Source organism: Clostridium sp. OF09-36 (assembly GCF_003481985.1).
Taxonomy (GTDB): domain Bacteria; phylum Bacillota; class Clostridia; order Lachnospirales; family Lachnospiraceae; genus Brotaphodocola.
Window position 1 is genome coordinate 90368 of record NZ_QUMD01000009.1, and the last position, 22168, is coordinate 112535.

The 22168-nt window shown below is 45.6% G+C and carries 23 protein-coding genes, 3 tRNA genes and 1 riboswitch; of the genes, 23 read left to right on the plus strand and 3 right to left on the minus strand.

Annotation, left to right across the window (positions count from 1 at the left end):
- Window position 1: 1 nt before the first annotated feature.
- The 4 genes from DXA97_RS09275 to DXA97_RS09290 all read left to right on the plus strand — a co-directional run bounded on the left by DXA97_RS09275 (window position 2) and on the right by DXA97_RS09290 (window position 3820).
- Window positions 2-1756: an ABC transporter ATP-binding protein gene (locus DXA97_RS09275; RefSeq protein WP_243032192.1), complete on the plus strand. Its 1755-nt coding sequence runs from the start codon at window positions 2-4 to the stop codon at window positions 1754-1756.
- A 14-nt stretch (window positions 1757-1770) separates the two neighbouring features.
- Complete coding sequence (locus DXA97_RS09280; protein WP_118719719.1) at window positions 1771-2337, plus strand: chromate transporter; 567 nt, start codon at window positions 1771-1773, stop codon at window positions 2335-2337.
- Complete coding sequence (locus DXA97_RS09285) at window positions 2334-2900, plus strand: chromate transporter (RefSeq protein WP_118719721.1); 567 nt, start codon at window positions 2334-2336, stop codon at window positions 2898-2900. Before DXA97_RS09280 ends, DXA97_RS09285 begins: the two co-directional genes overlap by 4 nt.
- Before the next feature lie 200 nt (window positions 2901-3100).
- Window positions 3101-3820, plus strand: a complete 720-nt coding sequence (locus DXA97_RS09290) for a biosynthetic peptidoglycan transglycosylase (protein ID WP_347561542.1) — start codon at window positions 3101-3103, stop codon at window positions 3818-3820.
- A gap of 68 nt (window positions 3821-3888) precedes the next feature.
- On the opposite strand, the gene DXA97_RS22140 is transcribed toward DXA97_RS09290, so the two are convergent.
- The 3 genes from DXA97_RS22140 to DXA97_RS09300 form a co-directional block, all read right to left on the minus strand.
- Entirely contained in the window at window positions 3889-4020 is a 132-nt protein-coding gene (locus DXA97_RS22140; RefSeq protein WP_347561543.1) for a hypothetical protein, read from the minus strand.
- On the minus strand, window positions 4017-4523 hold the full coding sequence (locus DXA97_RS09295; protein WP_347561544.1) for an N-acetyltransferase: 507 nt from the start codon (window positions 4521-4523) through the stop codon (window positions 4017-4019). The genes DXA97_RS22140 and DXA97_RS09295 overlap by 4 nt, the downstream gene beginning before the upstream one ends.
- An 88-nt stretch (window positions 4524-4611) precedes the next feature.
- Entirely contained in the window at window positions 4612-6735 is a 2124-nt protein-coding gene (locus DXA97_RS09300) for a M28 family peptidase (protein WP_118719723.1), read from the minus strand.
- 274 nt (window positions 6736-7009) lie between these two features.
- On the opposite strand from DXA97_RS09300, the gene DXA97_RS09305 reads away from it, so the two are divergent.
- The 19 genes from DXA97_RS09305 (at window position 7010) to DXA97_RS09390 (ending at window position 22026) form a co-directional block, all read left to right on the plus strand.
- Window positions 7010-7525, plus strand: a complete 516-nt coding sequence (locus DXA97_RS09305) for a hypothetical protein (protein ID WP_147355554.1) — start codon at window positions 7010-7012, stop codon at window positions 7523-7525.
- A 20-nt stretch (window positions 7526-7545) separates the two neighbouring features.
- Window positions 7546-7803, plus strand: a complete 258-nt coding sequence (locus tag DXA97_RS09310) for a hypothetical protein (protein WP_243107603.1) — start codon at window positions 7546-7548, stop codon at window positions 7801-7803.
- Window positions 7796-7903: a hypothetical protein gene (locus tag DXA97_RS20845; protein WP_243107604.1), complete on the plus strand. Its 108-nt coding sequence runs from the start codon at window positions 7796-7798 to the stop codon at window positions 7901-7903. The genes DXA97_RS09310 and DXA97_RS20845 overlap by 8 nt, the downstream gene beginning before the upstream one ends.
- Window positions 7904-8267: 364 nt before the next feature.
- Window positions 8268-9464 (plus strand): type I restriction enzyme HsdR N-terminal domain-containing protein, encoded by a 1197-nt coding sequence (locus DXA97_RS09315; protein ID WP_118719727.1) that lies wholly within the window; start codon window positions 8268-8270, stop codon window positions 9462-9464.
- A 36-nt stretch (window positions 9465-9500) separates the two neighbouring features.
- The gene (locus tag DXA97_RS09320; RefSeq protein ID WP_118719729.1) at window positions 9501-10898 is read left to right on the plus strand and encodes a DNA/RNA helicase domain-containing protein; all 1398 of its coding nucleotides are present in this window, start codon (window positions 9501-9503) and stop codon (window positions 10896-10898) included.
- A 109-nt stretch (window positions 10899-11007) separates the two neighbouring features.
- Window positions 11008-11736, plus strand: coding sequence for a Fic family protein (locus DXA97_RS09325; protein WP_118719731.1), 729 nt, complete (start codon window positions 11008-11010; stop codon window positions 11734-11736).
- A 145-nt stretch (window positions 11737-11881) separates the two neighbouring features.
- A riboswitch (FMN riboswitch) is annotated at window positions 11882-11996 on the plus strand.
- Between the two features lie 372 nt (window positions 11997-12368).
- Window positions 12369-13472, plus strand: coding sequence for a bifunctional diaminohydroxyphosphoribosylaminopyrimidine deaminase/5-amino-6-(5-phosphoribosylamino)uracil reductase RibD (gene ribD, locus DXA97_RS09330; RefSeq protein ID WP_118726649.1), 1104 nt, complete (start codon window positions 12369-12371; stop codon window positions 13470-13472).
- Window positions 13453-14136 carry a riboflavin synthase gene (locus tag DXA97_RS09335; protein ID WP_118719733.1) on the plus strand — a complete coding sequence of 228 codons (684 nt, stop codon included), beginning with the start codon at window positions 13453-13455 and terminating at the stop codon, window positions 14134-14136. The genes ribD and DXA97_RS09335 overlap by 20 nt, the downstream gene beginning before the upstream one ends.
- Window positions 14137-14163: 27 nt before the next feature.
- Complete coding sequence (locus DXA97_RS09340; RefSeq protein WP_118719735.1) at window positions 14164-15366, plus strand: bifunctional 3,4-dihydroxy-2-butanone-4-phosphate synthase/GTP cyclohydrolase II; 1203 nt, start codon at window positions 14164-14166, stop codon at window positions 15364-15366.
- 61 nt (window positions 15367-15427) lie between these two features.
- Window positions 15428-15895 carry a 6,7-dimethyl-8-ribityllumazine synthase gene (gene ribE, locus DXA97_RS09345; RefSeq protein ID WP_118542984.1) on the plus strand — a complete coding sequence of 156 codons (468 nt, stop codon included), beginning with the start codon at window positions 15428-15430 and terminating at the stop codon, window positions 15893-15895.
- Between the two features lie 153 nt (window positions 15896-16048).
- Window positions 16049-16459, plus strand: coding sequence for an ACT domain-containing protein (locus tag DXA97_RS09350; RefSeq protein WP_118719737.1), 411 nt, complete (start codon window positions 16049-16051; stop codon window positions 16457-16459).
- 121 nt (window positions 16460-16580) lie between these two features.
- Window positions 16581-17141 (plus strand): DUF3877 family protein, encoded by a 561-nt coding sequence (locus DXA97_RS09355; RefSeq protein WP_118719739.1) that lies wholly within the window; start codon window positions 16581-16583, stop codon window positions 17139-17141.
- Complete coding sequence (locus DXA97_RS09360; protein ID WP_182436851.1) at window positions 17125-17985, plus strand: DMT family transporter; 861 nt, start codon at window positions 17125-17127, stop codon at window positions 17983-17985. The genes DXA97_RS09355 and DXA97_RS09360 overlap by 17 nt, the downstream gene beginning before the upstream one ends.
- A 118-nt stretch (window positions 17986-18103) precedes the next feature.
- Complete coding sequence (locus DXA97_RS09365) at window positions 18104-19591, plus strand: AAA family ATPase (protein WP_118719743.1); 1488 nt, start codon at window positions 18104-18106, stop codon at window positions 19589-19591.
- Window positions 19592-19658: 67 nt separating this feature from the next.
- A complete protein-coding gene (locus DXA97_RS09370) occupies window positions 19659-20324 on the plus strand; it encodes a hypothetical protein (RefSeq protein WP_118719745.1) in 666 nt (221 codons plus the stop codon).
- A 65-nt stretch (window positions 20325-20389) separates the two neighbouring features.
- Complete coding sequence (locus DXA97_RS09375; RefSeq protein WP_182436852.1) at window positions 20390-21664, plus strand: bifunctional diguanylate cyclase/phosphodiesterase; 1275 nt, start codon at window positions 20390-20392, stop codon at window positions 21662-21664.
- Window positions 21665-21741: 77 nt separating this feature from the next.
- Window positions 21742-21815, plus strand: a tRNA-Pro gene (locus DXA97_RS09380).
- A gap of 27 nt (window positions 21816-21842) precedes the next feature.
- A tRNA-Glu gene (locus DXA97_RS09385) sits at window positions 21843-21914 on the plus strand.
- A 39-nt stretch (window positions 21915-21953) separates the two neighbouring features.
- Window positions 21954-22026: transfer RNA gene (locus DXA97_RS09390), tRNA-Thr, on the plus strand.
- Window positions 22027-22168: the final 142 nt, after the last annotated feature.

The window sequence follows — 22168 nt, forward strand, 5'->3', positions numbered from 1 at the left end:
GGTGGCAAAGCTTGAAATCGGAAAACACAAATCAACCTTAAAACGGATCCTGGATTACATTGGCAGCTATAAGTGGCTGGTAGTCCTGTCTCTGGTATTGGCAGCCGTGACGGTAGCAACCACGCTGTATGCTCCGATCCTGGTGGGAGAGGGCGTAGACCTGATCCTGGGCCCCGGCAATGTAGATTTCGCAGGATTGTTTACAATCCTTGGAAAAATCGCAGTTGTGATCGCCGTTACGGCTCTGGCCCAGTGGCTGATGAACCATATCAATAATCAGATCACCTACCGGGTCGTAAAAGATATCCGTACGAAAGCATTTAATCATCTGGAGGTCCTGCCGCTCAAGTACATCGATTCGCACCAGTATGGCGATGTCATCAGCCGGATCATCGCAGATATCGACCAGTTTTCAGAGGGGCTTCTGATGGGCTTTACCCAGCTTTTTACCGGTGTTCTGACGATTCTCGGAACGCTTGGCTTTATGCTTCTGGTAAATCCGTTTATCACGGTAGTTGTTGTCTGCGTGACACCGCTTTCTTTGTGTGTGGCAAGCTTTATTGCGAAGAAAACCTACTCTATGTTCCAGCTGCAGTCAAAAACCAGAGGAGAACTGACCTCCCTGGTAGACGAGATGGTTGGAAACGAAAAGGTTGTGCAGGCATTTGGATATCAGGAGGAGGCACAGAAACGGTTTGAGGAGATCAATAGCCGCCTTCAGGGTTACAGCCTCCGGGCGATTTTCTTCTCCTCCATCACAAACCCGGCAACCCGTTTTGTCAACAGCATGGTTTATGCCAGTGTTGGTGTGGCAGGCGCATTTGCAGCGATCCGCGGTCTTTTGTCTGTCGGACAGCTCTCTGCGTTCTTAAGCTACGCAAACCAGTACACCAAGCCGTTCAACGAGATTTCCGGTGTGGTAACAGAGCTGCAGAACGCACTTGCCTGCGCGGCCCGTGTGTTTGAACTGATTGATGAGCCGCCGTTTACCCCGGAGGATGCAGATGCAGTGACGCTCCGGAATGTCGATGGAAGCGTGAAGCTGGAGCATGTTAATTTTTCCTACAATCCGGAAACTTCCCTGATCGAGGACTTAAACCTCGATGTAAAGCCGGGACAGCGCATCGCGATCGTAGGACCGACCGGCTGCGGAAAGACAACCATGATTAACCTGCTGATGCGCTTCTATGATGTGGTCAGTGGTTCTATCAAAGTGTCTGGCGAGGATATCCGTCATGTCACCAGAAAGAGCCTGCGCACCAATTATGGTATGGTGCTGCAGGAAACCTGGTTAAAGGCAGGAACCATCCGGGAGAACATTGCTTACGGAAAACCGGATGCGACTGAGGAAGAGATCATCCAGGCAGCAAAAGAGGCACATGCCCACAGCTTTATCAAGCGTATGCCACAGGGCTACGATACGGTTATTTCTGAAGACGGTGGAAACTTATCCCAGGGTCAGAAACAGCTTCTGTGCATTGCCCGTGTTATGCTGTGCCTGCCGCCGATGCTGATTCTGGATGAGGCGACCTCCTCCATCGATACCCGTACCGAGATCCGGATCCAGAAGGCCTTTGCTACCATGATGAAAGGACGTACCAGCTTTATTGTAGCGCACCGTCTTTCCACGATCCGTGAGGCCGATGTGATCCTGGTGATGAAGGACGGTCATATCATTGAGCAGGGCACGCACGAATCTCTGCTTGCACAGAATGGCTTCTATGCAAACCTCTATAACAGCCAGTTTGCCGGTTGATGGAGGGCGTCATTATGGAAAAGAAAAAACAGATGCTCTGGAAGTTGTTTGTTTCAACGTTTTACTTAAGTGCCTTTACCTTTGGCGGTGGTTATGTCATTGTAACGCTGCTAAAGAAAAAGTTTGTAGATGAATACCACTGGATCGAGGAAGAAGAGATGCTGGACCTGGTGGCGATCGCCCAGTCTTCCCCGGGCGCCATTGCGGTAAATGGTGCCATTGTGGTGGGCTATAAGTTAGCTGGTCTTGTGGGAACTGCGACAGCGATCCTTGGCACGGTCATTCCGCCATTTTTGATCATTTCCCTGATCTCGGTCTGCTACAATGCGTTCCGCGATAATTTTATTGTGAGCCAGATGCTGCAGGGCATGCAGTCGGGGGTAGGTGCAGTGATCGCTTCGGTTACTTATGAAATGGGCGCCGGGATTGTCCACGGAAAGCAGAAGGCTTCCATCCTGATCATGGTTTGTGCCTTTGCTGCATCCTGCATCTTCCAGGTCAATGTCATTTTTGTCGTGATCGCATGCGGACTTCTTGGTGTGGCACGGACGTTGCTTTCGCGAAAGGAGAATGCAGGATGATCTATCTTCAGTTATTTATCAGCTTTCTTCAGATCGGCATGTTCAGCTTTGGAGGCGGTTATGCAGCCATGCCTCTGATCCAGGGACAGGTAGTGACTGGGCACAAATGGCTTTCCATGGCAGAATTTACTGATCTGATCACGATCTCACAGATGACGCCGGGACCGATCGCAGTCAATTCGGCCACGTTTGTAGGAATGAAGGTCGCAGGAGTGCCGGGTGCGCTCGCGGCAACGCTGGGCTGCATCCTTCCATCCTGCATCATTGTGACGCTGATCGCGAAGCTGTATTTAAAATACCGGAACATGGCAATGCTGCAGGGAATTCTTGCATCGCTCAGACCAGCCGTGGTAGCGCTGATCGGCTCTGCCGGAATCGCGATCCTGGTCAATGCGTTCTGGGGCAGCAATGCCAAGATCGCACTTGCAAATACCAACTGGGTTATGGCCGGAATCTTTGTGGTCTGTCTTATCCTTTTGCAGAAGGGGAAGATGAATCCTATCTGGGTCATGGTATTGGCAGGTGTTATGAAGGTGGTTGTATCCGTGGCCACAGGTTTGTGATCATTTGGTGTTTACAAGTATAAGATTCTCTTGACGGGATGTAAGATTTTTGTCAGAATTTTCCAATTCCCGTCAGAATTGTAGGAATAGTGTCAGAATCGCTAAGGGAACGGTAAAGTCTTAAACCCCCTCATTGTGCTAGAATGATGTCATAAGAAAACAAGACAGAATTCAGACAGCACAGATGAGGGGGCTTTTTTATGATGAGCAGAATGAAAATTGCGAAATGGATGTTTGCATTTGCCTGCACGATCGTTGCAGGATGTGGATTTAGCTTAGCCGGAGAGGGCTATGGCTTATACAAAAATGCAGTAGAAGAAGTAAGTCTGGAGGAAAAGGTCGCAAAAATCCGCAGCCAGGAGAATTTTACTTCCATAGAGGAATTGCCGGAGACTTACGTCCAGGCTGTGATATCGGTAGAAGATCACCGCTTTTATGAGCATGGGGCACTTGATCCGATCGCTATTGGACGGGCTTTGGTCAACGACTTAAAGGCAGGACGTTACGTGGAAGGTGGAAGTACCATTACCCAGCAGCTTGCAAAGAATCTTTACTTTTCCCAGGAAAAAACCATGAACCGCAAAGCAGCAGAAGTGTTTCTGGGATTTGAACTGGAACAGAAGTATACAAAAGATGAGATTTTAGAACTCTATGTAAACAGCATCTATTTTGGAGATGGCTATTACAGCATCGGGGAAGCCAGTGAAGGATATTTCGGGAAACCAGCTTCCCAGATGAATGATTACGAAGCGACACTTTTAGCAGGCGTGCCAAATGCACCGTCCAGATATGCGCCAAGCAAAAACCTGGCACTGGCTGAAAAACGCCAGCAGAAGGTAATCAGCCGCATGGAAGCATGTGGATACCTGAATGACCAGGCAGCCAGTGTGATGAGTGCAGAACTGCTGGCTTTGAAATGATAAAACGAAACCCCCAGGGGCAGTGTGATATGATATGCTCCCTGGGGGTTTGTCTATGCCTTTTTCTTTTATTGGATCTCACGGATCATGCAATACTGCTTTAATGGGAAATTCTGCTTCATGATCCCATAAACCTTAAAACCGAGATTTTTGTAGAATTCCACGTTATGCTCGTTGTGTGTTTCCAGCGAGATCATCATGCGGTGCTCATCGGCATAATCGATGGCTTCCTGCATGAGGTGCGCGGCAATGCGTGGTGCTGCATATTTGGATCGACAGCCAGATAGATGATGTGAAGCCGCTGCTTCTGATGAAGCTGGTCCGTCCAGCTGGAGTTTAAGTAATCGCCACCCTTTAAAAAGTTATGGAAGGTTTTTAACGATGGATCCTCTTTGATCAGGTAGGTATCGGTCTGAAGGGTTGCGCGCGCTTCTGCAAAGTAAAACTGAAAGATGTTGTAAGGCTCCGCTTCGTCGGAAACCACCAGGATTCCGTTTAAATCGGCACTGTCAGAAAAAATCTCACAGGTTTCATAAAATTCGTCCATATCGCAGTGGAAAAGCTCCGGCATGAGGCGTTCCCGGATTTCCGGGTCCGGGATCAGGGTCTCATAGAGCGGGTCATGCTTGAAGCAGGTATATAAAAGCTTTTCCAGTTTCGGCAGGTCTTCACGCTGTACGCGGTATAGTTTATCGCTTTCCATAATGTGTTCAGACGGGAGACCGTCTGTCCTTTCTTTTGTTTGGTAATTTGTAGTATATCAGATTTCGTCTGTTTTGCTTCTGGTATCGTCAGATTAAAAACTGGTCATGCACCAGGCACTGGATCCGGTCTGTCGTCTGGATCAGCAGACGGCACTGGTCCTGGAAGATCCGTTCCAGATGACTGATCTGTGCAGAAAGCTGAAGCTCCTCCTGGGCAGTCTCTTTTTGTGCCAGCAGTGTCTTCACCAGAGCATACAGGTTCTCATGCGGCATCAGGCGTTTGTATCCCCATTTCAGGCGGTCCTGCGGCTGGTTTAATACGTAATCCGTAAAATGGTCATAGACTTCCTGGTCAAACATGAATGCGTAAGCATTGTTGTCGACCTGGTAGAGTTTGCGAAGGGCAGAAGAGAGCTTCTGCTCTTTTAAGTTTGCGATCGCTCCTCCGATGAGGCGGATATTCTGAAGCAGGATTTCGTGCGGATAATGCACATTTCCATACCAGTCAATGCGGACCAGCTCATCCTGCGCACACTTGAAGCGTCTCAGTGCTTCCTGCTCGGCTTCCCTTGATTCCATAAATAAAGCCTCCGCTTCCTCTGCTTTTCCTTCTGCCAGAAGCGCCTGGTAACGGCTGTTGGTATGCATGCGGGATTCATAGCGGCTTTCTGCAACCTCCTGTGCGTGCTGTAACATATCTTCCAGGTTTGCAATCTTTTCCACGAGAGAAGCCAGTGTCATAGGGCTGATGAGATCCATGGCAACAAATGGGCGGAGCACCTCTTTGGATGCAGCATATCCGTCCAGTGCACGTTTCATAACTGGGGCAGAGCATAACGGGATCACGCAGGTCTCGTCCAGGGCAGCCACAAGAAGGGCAAACAGCTCGTGGTGAAGCCGGTAGACCTGCTCGTCATAAAATGCGTCATTGTCGAACTGGGAATGATAATGGGTTTCCATAAAGCTGCCGCCGGTAAAATCATTGACCATGGACGGGATTCCGGCAATCGCCATGGAAAAATCATCCGACCAGGTCTCAATCGGGGAAGTAATGCGGGTCTCCTCCGGGTATGCCTGGGTCAGGTCTGGAAGCTCGGAAAGATACTCCTCCAAAAAGCGGGTATATTCGTAGCAGCTGCGGATGCGGGCACGGGTGCCGTGTGCAAGCGCCGGAAGCTCGAAGTTTAAATCAGCGATGACCTTTCCAACCCACTCCGGATGCGCGGTAAACACCTGCTCGTAAGCGCCGGTCGACCAGTCGAAGTTGGAGTCTACAACCCCCCATTCCTCCGCAGCCATCGCACAGATCACAATGGTGTTGTTTGGCTTCATGCCGCTTTTTAAAAGTGCTTTCGCGATTCCAAACATCAGCGCAACCGCGGTGTTATCGTCCTGGAAACCACTGAAGTAAGAGTCATAGTGGGCAGATAACAGGATCATGCGGTCTGCATGCTTTCCCGGAATCGATCCCACGATATTGTAAGTGGTGCAGTCACGGGTTACGCGGCTGTCTGCATCCAGGGTTACGGTAATCTCGGAAGTAAGCGCGGTATCGCCTGCAGGGGCATCCGCATCTATGTGTGTGTTAGAAGCAGCTTCTTTTGCAAGGAGCAGACTCTTTAACGGGTCTGCATCTTTTCTGGAGATAGAAAACGCAGGCGCATTTTCCGGTCCGGCGATATCCTGCGCATTCAGCGCCTCATCGTCAATCTCGCCGTAGCCGCCGATCTGTACAGCGATCAGCGCAGCAGCACCTTTTAAATGAGCCTGATAGACCGGATAATTGATCCACCATTCGTCTCGCTGGTTGATGTCGACCAGAACCAGCTTCCCGGTAACGTCTTTGCCTTCGTAGTCGGCAGCAGTTCCTTTTCCAAGATACATCAGGGAAAAGTCCTTCGGGCCATCGGTCACAAAGGTGGTCTGGTAAGCACCGAGCTGAATCTCATGACGTGTTCCGTTTTCATCGGTGTAAGAAAGCAGCGCCTTTTTAAATTCCCAGCCGTCTACCTTTACGGCATCTTTTGTGACGTTGGAAAGGCCGATGGCTACCATTTCCTGTTTCAGCATCTCGCCGGTCTCGAATTCTGCCTTGGAACCGGCCGGCCGGTAACCAAGCACCGGGTTGGAGCGGAACTGTTCCATGCGCTTCGCCAGCTGATAAGAGTAATTTATATCAAGGTTTTCTAGGATTGATTGTTGTAAATTCATGTGGGTTAACCTCCGTTTGTGCAGTCGATTCCGTGACGAAGTCACGTGACTGCTTTGCCGTTTCATTATAGCACTGAATAGCGGAGGAGAAAAGAAAAAGTGTTCCTATTCACGTTTTTTTATATGTATTGTCCTCAGAGCTTTTCAAGAGCTTTTCTTCCGTTGGTTCAGATTGTTAGATATATATTTGTATGGTATGATAAGGATATGAAAGAAATAGCACAAGTATCATTCATTGTGTAGCAATGAAGATTATGCGGATGGGATGGAAATTATGGAAAAGTATACATATAATGATGAAATTTATTATTATAATAACGGAAAGTGGTTAACCAGTTCTTATACCACTGTCCCAAGTGGGATATTGTCAGAACTGAATAAATTATTATGCAATGATAATTTTGATGAATTGTCGTTTGCGAATAAGCTAAAAATTGCTGATAATGCAAAGCAATCGGAAAACATTGGTATGGCATTAAAGTACTATGAAACTCTTACATTGGATGCGTCAAAAGAGCAGATGAAATTTTTGTTGCCACGGCTAACTTCCTGCTACCGGAAACAGAATAGACCGCAGAAAGCAATTGGCACTGCACTTGCATATTTCAAGAAGTATGGAAAAGGTATTGCTTCTTCTCCAGTGTATGTTTCATTAGCGGCAGCGTTTTGTGATATTGATGATTGGGAGACTGCAAAAATCTACGCGGATCGTGCTAATAAATGCTGTAATTCGAAGAATATGGATGAACTGATGGCGGTTTATGCAAGAATAGAAAAGCAAATAGACTAATATAGTTAAGGTGATAGGGAATGACAAGAGAAGAAATATTTGACTACTGTAAAAAACAGTATCATACAGAACCAGATTACCCATGGCATGATTATAACGCAGTCTTGCGCCATCCAGATAATAGTAAATGGTATGGATTAGTTATGACAATTGATGGTAGCAAAATGGGACTTCCTGTTGGTCAAAAAGTTGATATTATGAATGTAAAATATGATCCAGTGTTTTTCTGGGTACCTTCGTCAGCAGCAAGGGTTTTATCCAGCGTATCACATGAATAAAGAAAAGTGGATATCAATTTTACTTTTTAGTTCAGAAAATGATGAGACGATTAAAAATTTGATTGATTATAGCTATCAGATGACTGCATCGAAAAAATGAAGCAAAAAAACTGGGTGAAACGATGAAATTGAAAAAACAGAGAAATATACCAATTTGGTGCAACGAGCCAAAAAGAGATATCTGGATAAAACACTTCAAAAGCATAAAGTCAAACTATCCTGGTGTGATTTGCTTCCAGGCGAAGATTTGTGCCAGGCATTGATTGATAAAAAATTTCGAAGCAGAACTCTTGCGGATCTGATTGGAGATGGCACACCATATCAATATGGCAGTACGCAAATTTTTCCGGTTACGCATCCTGGTTATTGTGGCAGTAAAGCCAGAGGAAAAGAACAAATGGATTAGGACTGGAAGAATATAGCAGAGAGAGTTAGGAAAACGAAATGGACTTGAGGTATAAAAATTGATCGACTTTACAAAGGAAAAATTACCACCCATTTTTTGCCGGAATCACCGGAAGTGTTATCTGGATCCGGTACGGCAGAAATTAATCTACATCACGCCAGAAGAAACTGTGCGCCAACAGGTGATTGCATGGTTATTACAAAAATGCGAGGTCCCACACGATATGATCCGGGTGGAAGAGTCGCTGCTGCATTACGGTGTAGAAACGAAACGCAGAGCAGATATCATTGTGGATGCGATTTCAAAGAAAGATAACCTGATTCATCCGCTTGTGGTGATTGAGTGCAAGGCTACGGGCGTGCTTCTTGGCATGAAAGCATCTGACCAGATGATAGATTACTCAGAAAAGCTTGGATGTTATTATATGGTTATGACCAATGGAACAGAAACGTTTTGTTACCATTATGATATGGAATCCGATCAGTATATGGAAATCAATGATTTGCCGGATTATCAGAAACTTTTGCAGGGAGATTTTATCTATAGAAAACCTGCGGAAATACCCAGACGGCTTTCCTGGAATGAAATCATGGAAGATGATGGGTGGCGGGACTATATTGGATCAGATATGGGAGACAGTACGCCGGAGCCGGTTTTACAGATGGCAACAAATTTATGGGAATGTCTGTTATATCCAGAATCCTGTTTTCCGGCTGGTGATTATGGTTTGTTTATGCTGAAAGAGGATCTTGGAGTACGTCTGTTGGAATATGGAAATGCAGCTGGTGGGAAATTCTCTGGTCCATATCGTTCTTTCCTGGTAGAATATGATGGAAATACAGAAATTGTATCATTGGGCTTAAGCATTTATATAACATGGGCACATCCGGATGTTTCGAAAACCGTATTAAATGTTGTCATCGATAACGAAAAAACAGCGCATCATGCGCTGCAGCTTGTTTTGGATGATAATGTTCGCGTAGTCGGTAAAAACTGTTTTTTTTATCATCATGGACGCATTGCCGTTGGAAAAGTGGGATCAGGAAAAGTGAGTGAACTTCGAATTTTTGTGGAAGACCGGGCACCGGAACTGGTATCTGGAAAGCAGTTCTTTCTTGGGAAGCTTACGAATAACCGTCTCTGGAATCTGGACGATCCAGAAATTATAAATCTGATCAGGAATCTGATTTCCTATGCATTGATCCGGGATGAATATCGCGCGTTTGTGAAAGAAAATGCAAATTATATGATCTAAATCATGCTGTAAAATGTAGAAAATTGGAGTGTGTCAATGAAGTCAATACCAATTTATGCACTGACAAGAGAACAGAACCTGACCAATCTTACCAAACTGGAGTATCATTTATCTGAACGAGAAAAGCCACTGAAGTTTCGTACATGGGAACTGAATAGCATGAAAGCCCTGGTGGATCAGCTGGAAGCTCATATGGAGCATGTATACCGTCTACGCTTTTTCTACTCCTTTCAGATTCCACGGCTTGGAAAGGAATTTGACCTGCTCCAGGTGAAAGAAAACCAGATTGTAAACATTGAACTGAAAAGCGGTGCGGTTTCCGAAGATGCCATACGCAGGCAGCTGATACAGAACCGCTATTATTTGTCTGTACTTGGAAAACCAATCAAGTCTTACACTTACATCAGCAGTCAGAACCGGTTGGTGCGTCTGACGAATCATGACCACATTGCCGACACCGACTGGAAACAGTTGTGTGAGGAATTGCAGGAGAAAAGTCCAGATTACACGGGAAATCTGGAAACATTGTTCCAGGCAGAATGGTACCTGATCTCGCCGCTGACACAGCCGGAACGTTTTCTGAGAAAGGAATACTTTCTGACAGCGCAGCAGAAAGATATCGAACGGCAAATCCTGAGAAAAATCCGGGCAGAACGAAGAGGGTATTATTGGTTTTCTGGGCTTCCAGGAACGGGAAAAACTTTGCTCCTGTATGACATTGCCATGAAACTTTCTGCAAGACAAAAGGTTTGTATGATTCACTGTGGAACTGCCGGGCAGGAATGGAAAAAACTTCATGAACGCCTGCTTCGTATTATTTGGATTTCGGATTCCCAGATTACAGAAGAAACAAAATTAGATGAGTACAGTGCCGTTCTGGTTGATGAAGCACATTTACTGAGTCAGGATGTATTACATAGGATTGTAAACCTGGCTGGAAGTCGTCCGGTTATTTTTTCCAGTGACGATGAGAGCCCGGTTTCACCGGAAGAAGCGGATCAAAGCATAAAACAGGAGTTGAAAAATCTTGCTGAGGTTTGGATGTTTCGTCTGACAAACCGGATCCGGACCAATGCGGAACTTTCAACTTTTATTCAAAATATGATGCATCTTCCAGAACGCAAAGTTACCAGACACTTTCCAAATGTTACTGTGTTTTATGCCAACGATAACCAGGAAACAGAAAATTTGATTCAGGATGCAAAAGAACAGGGATATCAACTTTTGTCAGAACATATGGTAACAGGAAAAACACCGGATTGCCTGGCAGTGATGTTGGATGAGCAGTATTTCTATGATGAGAATAAATATTTGCGCTCCGAAAATCATACTGTGAGGAAGCTGTTTCATCAGCTGAATGGTGCAAAAGAAAAGCTGCTGCTGGTTGTAAACAATAATTTCCAGCTTTATGATGTGCTTTTGGACTTGTTATAGTTTCGGTAATCTGGATTGCAGCATAGTGCAAAAATTGCTATACTGTATATATGAATTTACCTGGAAATTTCTATGTTCTAAAGTATAAATTTGAAAACGGAGACAGAAAATGAATTTTGAACGGTTAGCTGAAAAACAGAAACTTTTTGCTCGAGAAAAGAAAAATATTGACCATGTTACGTTAGCATCTTATGAAAAAGACTTCGAACTTACATTTACACACAATTCAACTGCCATCGAAGGAAATACATTAACGTTAATGGAAACGAAAGTCGTACTTGAAGATGGAATTTCAGTAGGAGGAAAGGAACTAAGAGAAATTTATGAAGTGGTCAATCATAAAAAAGCATACCGATATGTAAAGCATTGTATTGCAGAGCATCGATTACTCGATGAGGTCATTGTAAAAGATATTCATGCAATTCTTACAGAGAATATCATCGTTGGTGGTATTTATAGAAATCAAGAAGTCCGTATCAGTGGAGCAGGGCATACACCGCCAGTCGGAAATGATATGTATCATCAGATTAAAAATTTCTACGCTGATTTAGAGTGGAAAAAAGAAGCAATGAATCCTGTTGAATATGCAGCATGGACACACGCTGAATTTGTGCGCATTCATCCTTTTATAGATGGAAATGGCAGAACATCCCGTTTGATTATGAACTATCAGCTTATGTCAGCTGGATATCTTCCTGTATCGATTGCAAAGGACACACGTCTTGACTATTACAATGCGTTAGAAGAGTATGCAGTAAATAAAAATCTCAATCCATTTGCAGATTTTGTGGCAAAATTAGAGGAACAACAGTTAGATACTTACATTAAACTGATTTGAGTTTCGAAAATTACACCAATTTTACACCAAACATCCGATAAGATATGTGAAGCTATGTGAGAATATGTGCACTTTCTTGTGCAAAATGAATAAAATAGCTTGACTTCCCTATAGAAATGTGCAATAATATCACTCGTAAAAAGCATAAAGTCTTCAGGGCGGAGCGAAATTCTCCACCGGTGGTAAAGCCCACGAGCCGCAAGGCATGATTCGGTGCAATTCCGAAGCCGACAGTATAGTCTGGATGAAAGAAGAATGATCGTGTATTTCTTATATTTTTGAAAATACCGTATTTGTGATAACCGCTCTGGAATGAAAATTCCAGAGCTTCTTTTATTTCATAGGAATTGTGTTTTATGAAACAAATGGAACATGCAGATCGCATTTTTCGTGATTTCGTGAGCAGGAACAAAGAAAGTTCTTTTTCATGATTTGGAAAATGGTCTACAGGATACGGAAAATTCAAAAATAACGGAAAAACAGTACAAAAAGAAAAGCAAATTCTGAAGAATATTGATTCTTTGGATCTGCTTTTTTCTGTATTGCATAACTCAGAAGTATATGTGGTGCATCTGACGTTAACCATCCTTCTGCTTGATACTTATGCGAACAGGAAATGGAGGAAGGAGTCTTTGACAAAACAGGATTATATGCGCCGGGCAGTGGAACTGGCGAAAAAAGGCGAAGGCTGGACCAGTCCGAATCCGATGGTAGGTGCCGTGGTGGTAAAAGACGGGAGAATCATCGGGGAAGGATACCATGCGCGGTATGGGGAACTTCATGCAGAGCGCAATGCGCTCCGTGCCTGTATGGAGCCGACGGAGGGGGCAGACCTCTATGTCACGTTAGAGCCATGCTGCCACTATGGAAAACAGCCTCCCTGCGTAGAGGCAATTGTGCAGGCGGGGATCAAGCGGGTTTTTGTGGGATCGGATGATCCGAATCCACTGGTTGCCGGAAAGGGAATCCAGTATTTGCGGGAACGCGGCATTCTGGTAGAAACCCATGTGCTGAAAGAGGAATGCGATGCTCTAAATCCGGTATTTTTCCATTACATCCGCAGAAAAACTCCCTATGTGGTTTTGAAATATGCCATGACCATGGATGGGAAAATTGCGGCATACACCGGGGTATCCAAATGGGTTACCGGTGAGGAGGCAAGGGCCTGGGTGCAGCGGGAGCGCAGCCGTTATCGTGGCATCATGGTGGGTGTCAATACCGTACTGGCAGATGATCCATTGCTGAACTGCCGCATGCCGGGAGGAAGAAATCCGGTCCGGATCATCTGTGATACACACTTAAAAACTCCGATGGAATCCAGAATCGTAAAGACCGCGAGGGAAATTCCTACAATTCTGGCTGTCTGCGAGACGGACAAAAAACGATATCTTCCCTATGAACAGGCGGGCTGCCAGATTTTGCCGGTTTCAGAGGAAGAGGGGCATGTGAATCTCAAGGACCTGATGAAGCTGCTTGGCGAAAAACAGATCGACAGTATTTTGCTGGAGGGAGGCGGTACCTTAAACTGGTCCGCGTTAAAAAGCGGGATTGTCAAAGAAGTACATGCTTATCTTGCACCGAAGCTGTTTGGCGGTGCAAAAGCCAAAACGCCGGTGGAGGGGCCTGGTGTGGCAGATCCTTCGGAAGCGGTCCGGCTGAAGGTCAGAGAAATCCGAAAGCTGGGCGAGGATTTTCTAGTGGAAAGCGAGGTGCAGGATGTTTACGGGGATCGTTGAAGAAATTGGAACGTTAAAACGGATTACCTGGGGTGCACATTCGGCGGCGCTGACCATTCAGGCAAAACAGGTGCTTGCCGGTACCAAAGTGGGCGACAGCATTGCAGTCAATGGGATTTGCCTGACGGTGACGAATCTGGACACTTCCGGGTTTACGGCAGACGTAATGCATGAAACATTAAACCGTTCTTCCTTAAAAGGTGCAAAACCGGGCATGCACGTGAACCTGGAGCGGGCAATGGCAGCAGAAGGGCGGTTTGGCGGTCATATCGTAAGTGGCCATGTGGATGGAACCGGAACGATCCGGAAGATTTCGCGGGATGATAATGCAATTTGGTATACTGTGGAAGCCAGCCCGGCAATTCTTCGCTATATTGTGGAGAAGGGATCCGTTACGATCGATGGGATCAGCCTGACTGTGGCATCGGTGACGGAGAAATCTTTTTCCGTTTCCACGATACCGCACACCAATGCCGTGACAACTTTGGGAGAGCGGAAAGAAGGAGATAAAGTGAACCTGGAGAATGATATCATCGGGAAATACGTGGAGCGGCTGCTGGGTGGGGGAATGACAGAGTGCAAATGTCCAGAACAACCAGATTCCAGACAAAAACAGACAGAAAGCAAAATTACAAAAGAATTTCTGACCCAATATGGATTTTAATAAAACGCAAGGCAGGAGGGAAAAATTATGGCATTTCAATACAATACCGTAGAAGAAGCGTTAGAAGAACTTCGCAAAGGACATATCATTCTGGTGACCGATGATCCGGACCGGGAAAATGAGGGAGATTTCATCTGTGCGGCAGAGTTTGCCACGACGGAAAATATCAATTTCATGGCAACCCATGGAAAAGGACTGATCTGCATGCCGATGTCCGAGGAATATGTAAAGAAACTGCAGATTCCTCAGATGGTGACCAATAATACAGACAACCATGAGACAGCGTTTACGGTTTCGATTGATTGTGTCGATACGACGACCGGAATTTCCGCAGCAGAGCGCTCCGTCACGGCCATGCGCTGTGTGGCAGAGGATGCAAAGCCGGAGGACTTTCGCAGACCGGGACACATGTTCCCGCTGCTGGCAAAAAAGAATGGTGTTCTGGAACGGGAAGGACACACGGAAGCTACCGTGGATCTGTGCCGCCTGGCCGGATTAAAGGAATGCGGGCTTTGCTGTGAGATCATGCGGGAGGACGGAACCATGATGCGCACCAGCGAATTGCAGGAACTGGCAAAAACATGGGACTTAAAATTCATCACGATCCAGGACCTGAAAAATTACCGGAAATCCCAGGATCAACTGGTTGACCGGGTGACTGTGACGAAAATGCCGACCAAATACGGAGAATTTGTGGCTTACGGCTATGTAAACCGATTAAATGGCGAACATCATGTCGCACTGGTAAAAGGTGAGATTGGAGATGGGGAAGATGTCCTTTGCCGGATTCATTCGGAATGTCTGACCGGCGATACGTTTGGTTCCCTGCGCTGTGACTGTGGCCAGCAGTTTGCGGCAGCCATGACCCAGATTGAAAAAGAAGGACGTGGTATTCTCCTTTACATGCGGCAGGAAGGACGCGGCATCGGTCTGATCAACAAGCTGAAGGCCTATGAACTGCAGGAAAAGGGCATGGATACCCTGGAGGCTAATCTGGCACTTGGTTTTGCCGGGGATGAACGGGAATATTACATCGGTGCACAGATCCTGCGGGATCTTGGAGTAAAGAGCATGCGCCTGCTCACCAACAATCCGGATAAAGTATACCAGCTTTCGGAGTTTGGCATGACCATCAAAGAGCGTGTGCCGATCCAGATGAGCGCGACGAAATACGATCTGTTTTACCTGCGGACCAAGCAGCAGCGTATGGGGCATCTGCTGCGGTATTAGAGGGTAAAAAATCTGTTGCAATATCATTTTATAATATATTATGAAGAAAGAGGACAAACATATGAGAGTACTGGAAGGAAATGTAGTAGCAAAAGGAATCCGTGTAGGAATTGTGGCAGCAAGATTTAATGAATTTATTACGTCAAAGCTGGTTGGCGGGGCACTGGATGGTTTAAAACGCCACGATGTCAAAGAGGAAGATATTGATATCGCGTGGGTGCCAGGTGCCTTTGAAATCCCCCTGATCGCGTCGAAGATGGCGAAAAGTAAAAAGTATGATGCGGTAATCTGTGTGGGTGCCGTGATCCGTGGAAGCACAAGCCACTATGATTATGTATGCAGTGAAGTCTCCAAGGGGATTGCAAATGTCTCTTTAAACAGTGACATTCCGGTGATGTTTGGTGTACTGACCACCGATAACATTGAGCAGGCAATCGAGCGTGCAGGCAGTAAGGCAGGAAATAAAGGGTATGAGTGCGCGACCGGTGCCATCGAGATGGTGAATCTGATCCGTGCATTGGAAGCATAGATAAAAAGCACCGATAAAATACTGAAAACTTTTGCACTCTAAAAGAATAACATGTTGACGAATCTTATTTTTCGTTTAAAATAAAAGAAGAAAACTAAAAATCTGTATGTAAATAGACAAATCGTTGGAAAATGGAAAGTGAGGAAATAGAGCATGTTAAAGCAGGTATCTGTATACGCGGAAAATAAAAAGGGTGCGCTTAAGATCGTTACCGGAATTTTGACGGATGCCGATATCAATATTCTTGGTTCTGTCACAAATGACAGTGCGGAATACGGAATCATCCGCATGGTGGTTACTGATCCGAAAAAGGCACAGAAAATCCTGACTGAGGCCGGTTACTTATGCCGTCTCACCAATGTACTCGGCATCGAAGTAGAGGATGAAGTGGGAAGCTTAAACCGGGTTCTGGCAGCATTCTTAGAGAGCAATATCAATGTCAATTACCAGTATCTGTCTTTCAACCGTCAGTCTGGAAAGCCGGTCATGGTTCTTCACACAGACGATTGTGAGTTCGTAGAAAAATGTCTGGCAGCAAAGGGCTTTCAGATGACCGAAGTTTAAAAAAATGATCAAAAAATGAGGGATGTTCAGGCAAAAAAGGCCGGCATCCCTATTTTTGCTGTATATGGAAAATGAAGACTACAGCAGGGAAAATGGAATGTAATAAGGAGACTAACAACAAATGCAATTTGAAAAACTGGAACAAAATATCATCGATCTGGTCAAAGAGGAACAGGCCAAGCTTGGTTACCGGAAGGAGTGTATCCGTCTGTACTATCCGCTGAGCTCCCTTATGCACCTGACTGGAAAATCATGCGGGGAGCAGGAAATGCTCACGCTGCTTTCTGACTTTTGCAGGGAGGCAGAACCACACCTGGGAAAGATCACGGTTTCTGCAAAGAAGGAACGCTTTTGCTTCCTGATTCCGGAGGAAGGCGTTGTATATGTGAAGGAAAACACGCTTCCAAACGAATTTATCAAAGAGCTGGTCGAACTGGTCGGACGCCATGACTGTACCATGGAAGAAATCAAAGCATTGTTTGAAAAACAGCCATGGCCGATTATTGTGAAGCCGGTAAAGGGTGATGAATTTGATCTTTTGATCCGGTTCGCAGAAGGCGCAAAAGATTCTTATTATTATTGCTTTAAGGATGAAGGCTGCCACATCATTTATCACCGTTTCCTGCCGGAAGATTATGCGGATTTTGGTTTTGAGGAGCTTGAGCATGAACCGGAAACATAAAGCAATCCTTTATATTGTATTGTCCTCATTCTGCTTTGCCCTGATGAGTGTGTTTGTGCGCCTCGCCGGAGATATCCCGTCTGTGCAGAAGAGTTTTTTCCGGAATCTGATCGCATTTTTCTTTGCTGTGATCCTTCTGATCAAAAATAAGATCTGGCTGACTGATGCAAAGAAAAATCTCGGGTATCTGATCCTGCGTTCTACGTTTGGAACGCTGGGAATTTTCTGCAACTTTTATGCGGTCGACCACCTGGTTTTGGCAGATGCTTCCATGTTAAATAAGATGTCGCCGTTTTTCGCCATTGTATTCAGCTTTCTGATCCTTGGCGAAAAAGTAAAGCCAACACAGGCATTTTGCGTAGTCGGTGCTTTTATCGGAAGCTTGTTCATTTTAAAACCGACCTTTGCCAACATGGCACTGGTACCGTCACTGATCGGACTTTGCGGCGGTCTGTTTGCAGGTGTTGCGTATACCTTTGTACGGCTTTTGGGAGAGCGGGGAGAAAAAGGACCTTTTATCGTCTTTTTCTTTTCCGGTTTTTCCTGCCTGGTTTCTTTGCCGTACCTGCTTTTGCATTACCATCCGATGAGTGCGTCCCAGCTTGGATTTCTTCTGCTTGCAGGACTTGCGGCATCCGGTGGTCAGTTCAGCATTACTGCGGCTTACTGCAATGCTCCGGCGCGCGAGATTTCGGTGTACGATTATTCACAGATCATCTTTTCTGCCCTGTTAGGATTTCTTTTGTTCAGCCAGGTGCCGGATTTCTTGAGTGTGATCGGCTATCTGACGATCTGTGTGATGGCTGTAGTTATGTTTCTTTATAATAATCGAAAGACTTGTTGACAGAAAAGAAATATGTTACATTGAATATGGTGATTCAGAATATTGTGATTCAGAATATTGTGATTGACATCAGATCATATGATATTAGACGATACTTGAGATAAAAGGGGAAAACCGTATGCCAGTATTTGATTTCAGCGATGCTCCGGACGCAAAGAATCCGGGCGAGTGCACGTATACCACATTTCAGTCGAGTGAGCCGGAGGCATCTCCGGAAAAACCGATCCTTGTCCTCGATAACAAAAAACGGAAATGGCAGCATCATTCCTGCGGAATGTTTACGAATCCGGTAAAACGTACCACCTTCGAATTTCAGGAGAAGGATGGCACGGTAAGCGCCGATATTTTAAAAATTGATGCCCGCTTTGTCAGCTTGTTAAAATGGCTTGGAGAAAATCATATCAGCGTCCGTCTGTCAGGCGAAAACCGTCCGGAAGGGTATGCTGTTTACAAAATCCGGGAGACGGCGTTTGGCGGCGGCACCAAGCTTTCGGCAGAAGACGGCTTTTTACAGTTTATGATCGAGCGGCTGTTTGCGAGCAATGCGCCGGGCGAGAACGTAGTCGATGAAAGCCTGGAAGAAGCTGGCGACGACATGAAACTGACCAGCATTCAGAGTATCACGGATTTCATGAATTGTGCTGGAAGAACCCTTCCGGACAACATCCGTCTCTGGGCGCGGAGAAACCTGGCAGTAGCGCGTTCCCATGAGGTATCCCCGGAGGAACGCCGCCATGCGCAGCGCGCACTTTCTATTATGATGAATGTCCAGTGGAAGAGCAATTACTTTGAATCGATCGATCCGAAGGAAGCACGCCGGATCCTGGATGAAGAATTGTACGGAATGGAACGCGTAAAACAGCGTATCATTGAGACCATTATCCAGATCAACCGTACGCACACTCTTCCTGCCTATGGACTTTTATTAGTAGGACCTGCCGGAACCGGAAAGTCCCAGATCGCCTACGCAGTAGCCCGTATCTTAAAGCTTCCATGGACCACCCTGGATATGAGCTCCATCAACGATCCGGAGCAGCTGACCGGCAGCTCCCGTATCTACGCGAACGCAAAGCCGGGCATTATCATGGATGCCTTTTCCATGGCAGGGGAGTCCAACCTGGTATTTATCATCAATGAGCTGGATAAGGCAGCTTCCGGAAAAGGAAACGGAAATCCGGCCGATGTACTGCTGACACTGCTCGATAATCTTGGTTTTACTGACAACTACATGGAATGTATGATTCCAACCGTCGGTGTTTATCCGATTGCAACAGCCAACGATAAATCCCAGATCAGCGCGCCGCTCATGTCACGTTTTGCGGTGATCGATATCCCGGATTATACGGCAGAGGAAAAGAAAATCATCTTTTCCAGATTTGCACTGCCGAAGGTATTAAAACGTATGGGATTAAAAGACGGAGAGTGCAATGTGGCATCGGATGGCCTGGATGCGGTGGTAGAATTCTTTGCTGGGACCAGCGGGATCCGTGATCTGGAGCAGGCAGCAGAGCATATTGCGGCAAATGCATTATACCAGATCGAAGTGAATCATGTTGCAGAAGTGACATTTGACCGTGAGATGGTCATGAAGCTGCTTGAAGCATAAAAAGCAGTGCCGATAACGCTGACGATACGAAAATCATTACGAGTATTTATTTGAATGAGGTGTGATTGTGGTTTTACAGACAGAACAAACAGAGCGATTAAGAAAAGCACTGCACATTGACATAACAGATGGAATCATTCTTGCAGTTATGCGCCAGGGAAGACGACAGGAAAATGACACGAAAGAAACCATGGAAGCATGGATGGAACGTCATGTTTTTGTATATGCATCCACGCCGAAAGTATTGGAAACCATGAAAAAAGAATTCAGTGTTTCCTCACTTTTACGTGAATATAAACATGGAAAACGGTTTCTGGTATACCGGTGTCATCTTGTAAATAGAGATATGATGCTGGTAGATAAGGTGACTATTTATCTATTTGAAAACACGGTCACCGGCCATGTGGAAGCCCAAATGTTTATCGAAGATATCACACAGGAATATCTGGATAATGTTACCAACGAAGTGCTTTACCAGAAAGATTATAAGCTGCTCAGCCTGATCAGCCTGGACCGGGAAATCATAAATTTCCGCAGTTGCCATTTGGAAGACATCGACATAAAGAAACGTAAAAATATCCCATATAAAAAAGCAGCAGAGCTGGTTTGCGGGCATCATATTCATCCAAATGACAGGGAACGTTTCCTTTCCAAAACCAATCTTACATTTTTAAGAAAAACAATGGAAGAGAAGGGAATGCATTCGTTTGCCGCGCAGACAACTGATAGCTGACGGAACGCTATACTTATTACTGGTTTGACAAATCTGAAAATATGCTGTTGCTGGTTGCGGACGATATGACAAAAGAACTGGAAACAGATCCGCTTACAGGACTTCCAAACCGTGCAGGATTTCTCCGGCAGGTGGGTGAAATCCTGCGAAAACAGTCCGATGCCCAGTATGCAATTTTGTTTTTTAATATCCAGCGCTTTAAAGCCATTAATGATCTGTTTGGTTACGAGAAGGGAGACCGTATTTTAAAGAAAATCGTGGATGCTCTGGAAAAAAGCTTCCTGAAACCACTCGTAACGGCTCGTATGGAGGCAGACCGTTTTGTGGCGTTCGTGGATACCGCTAACTTAAAGTTAGATCAGATGAACCAGCTTTTGCATTATTCTTATCATGACGGAAAGACAGACATTGAACTCCATGGGCGTTGCGGCATTTATTATGTCCCGAAACAGTGTACGTTAAGCGTATCGGATATGTGCGACCGGGCAAAGCTGGCAAAGAATTATATTTCTAACCAGTATGTGCAGCCGTATTCCATTTACGATGAAAGCATGAAAATGGAATACGATGATAATAGCCGTGTGATGATCAATCTGGAACAGGCCATTGAAAAGAATGAGTTCTGTGTCTATTATCAGCCGGTCTATGATGCGAAAACCGAAGAAATCGTTTCTGCGGAGGCTCTGGTCCGTTGGATCCCGGATAAGAAAAATCCGGTCCTTCCGGGGCGGTTTATCCCAGTGCTGGAAAACAGCGGCCATATTACCAAGCTGGATACATTTGTAAACAGAACGGTAAGGGAAATGATCCGGAAACGAAAACAGGAGGGAAAAAAGGTCCTTCCGGTTGCGGTAAACCTTTCCCGTATGGACCTGATGGACAAAGACATCATGGGACGCATCTGGGAAAATGTAAATGATAAGAAAATTCCGGTCAGTATGTTCCATTATGAACTCACAGAGTCTGCTTATGCAGATATTACCGAAAGCGGAAGTAAATTTTTGACCGGGTTGCAGAAAAAGGGAGCGAAGATCCTGATCGACGATTTTGGAAGCGGAATTTCTTCATTCAGCACCGTGCGCGACTATGAATTCGATATCATTAAGCTGGATATGGGATTTGTACAGAAAATTGGCACCAGCAAGAAAACGGACAACATCCTCATTGCGCTGATCGACCTGGCGCATAGTCTCGATATGAAGGTGATCGCAGAAGGTGTGGAAACGAAGGAGCAGACGGAGTTTTTGAAAAAGAACGGCTGCGATTATTTTCAGGGCTTTTATTACGCAAAGCCAATGTCGCAGGATGAGTTTGAAGCGATGCTGGACCGGGAATTATAAATTTAAATCATAAAATAAAAAAAGATTCAAATTGTTGTTGACAATTAACACAATTTATATTATACTACTGAACGTAGCGAGGCGTGGCTCAGTTTGGTAGAGCGCTGCGTTCGGGACGCAGAGGTCGCAAGTTCGAATCTTGTCGCCTCGACTCACTTCAGGTTTTACCTGAAGGAATGGCCTCATGGTCAAGCGGTTAAGACGACGCCCTCTCACGGCGTAAACTCGGGTTCGATTCCCGATGAGGTCATATGCTTTGGATTTTTGTCCAAAGCATTTTTGTTAGGACGCTTCTGTAGCGCAGTTGGTAGCGCAACGCATTCGTAATGCGTGGGTCGCCGGTTCGAGTCCGGCCAGGAGCTTTATAAGTAAGTAAAAAAATCTCCCAAAAAGCAAGGAAAATCAAGGGTTTCCGGCTGGATGGGGGATTTTTTATTGCATGGATGATTAAGAACGGAGTGAACAGTAATCGAAACATTGTACAACCTTTACAAATTCGTCCAT

Excerpts from the sequence above, each read along its gene's own strand:
- DXA97_RS22140 (WP_347561543.1), bottom strand. The coding sequence starts at position 4,020 with ATGATGATCTCGCTGGAAACACACAACGAGCATAACGTGGAATTCTAC.
- DXA97_RS09355 (WP_118719739.1), top strand. The coding sequence starts at position 16,581 with ATGCAATTTGAAAAACTGGAACAAAATATCATCGATCTGGTCAAAGAG.
- DXA97_RS09360 (WP_182436851.1), top strand. The coding sequence starts at position 17,125 with ATGAACCGGAAACATAAAGCAATCCTTTATATTGTATTGTCCTCATTC.
- DXA97_RS09295 (WP_347561544.1), bottom strand. The coding sequence starts at position 4,523 with ATGGAAAGCGATAAACTATACCGCGTACAGCGTGAAGACCTGCCGAAA.
- DXA97_RS09375 (WP_182436852.1), top strand. The coding sequence starts at position 20,390 with ATGACAAAAGAACTGGAAACAGATCCGCTTACAGGACTTCCAAACCGT.
- DXA97_RS20845 (WP_243107604.1), top strand. The coding sequence starts at position 7,796 with ATGAATAAAGAAAAGTGGATATCAATTTTACTTTTTAGTTCAGAAAAT.
- DXA97_RS09335 (WP_118719733.1), top strand. The coding sequence starts at position 13,453 with ATGTTTACGGGGATCGTTGAAGAAATTGGAACGTTAAAACGGATTACC.
- DXA97_RS09310 (WP_243107603.1), top strand. The coding sequence starts at position 7,546 with ATGACAAGAGAAGAAATATTTGACTACTGTAAAAAACAGTATCATACA.
- DXA97_RS09285 (WP_118719721.1), top strand. The coding sequence starts at position 2,334 with ATGATCTATCTTCAGTTATTTATCAGCTTTCTTCAGATCGGCATGTTC.
- DXA97_RS09365 (WP_118719743.1), top strand. The coding sequence starts at position 18,104 with ATGCCAGTATTTGATTTCAGCGATGCTCCGGACGCAAAGAATCCGGGC.
- DXA97_RS09290 (WP_347561542.1), top strand. The coding sequence starts at position 3,101 with ATGATGAGCAGAATGAAAATTGCGAAATGGATGTTTGCATTTGCCTGC.
- DXA97_RS09325 (WP_118719731.1), top strand. The coding sequence starts at position 11,008 with ATGAATTTTGAACGGTTAGCTGAAAAACAGAAACTTTTTGCTCGAGAA.
- DXA97_RS09320 (WP_118719729.1), top strand. The coding sequence starts at position 9,501 with ATGAAGTCAATACCAATTTATGCACTGACAAGAGAACAGAACCTGACC.
- DXA97_RS09305 (WP_147355554.1), top strand. The coding sequence starts at position 7,010 with ATGGAAAAGTATACATATAATGATGAAATTTATTATTATAATAACGGA.
- DXA97_RS09300 (WP_118719723.1), bottom strand. The coding sequence starts at position 6,735 with ATGAATTTACAACAATCAATCCTAGAAAACCTTGATATAAATTACTCT.
- ribE (WP_118542984.1), top strand. The coding sequence starts at position 15,428 with ATGAGAGTACTGGAAGGAAATGTAGTAGCAAAAGGAATCCGTGTAGGA.
- DXA97_RS09280 (WP_118719719.1), top strand. The coding sequence starts at position 1,771 with ATGGAAAAGAAAAAACAGATGCTCTGGAAGTTGTTTGTTTCAACGTTT.
- DXA97_RS09340 (WP_118719735.1), top strand. The coding sequence starts at position 14,164 with ATGGCATTTCAATACAATACCGTAGAAGAAGCGTTAGAAGAACTTCGC.
- DXA97_RS09350 (WP_118719737.1), top strand. The coding sequence starts at position 16,049 with ATGTTAAAGCAGGTATCTGTATACGCGGAAAATAAAAAGGGTGCGCTT.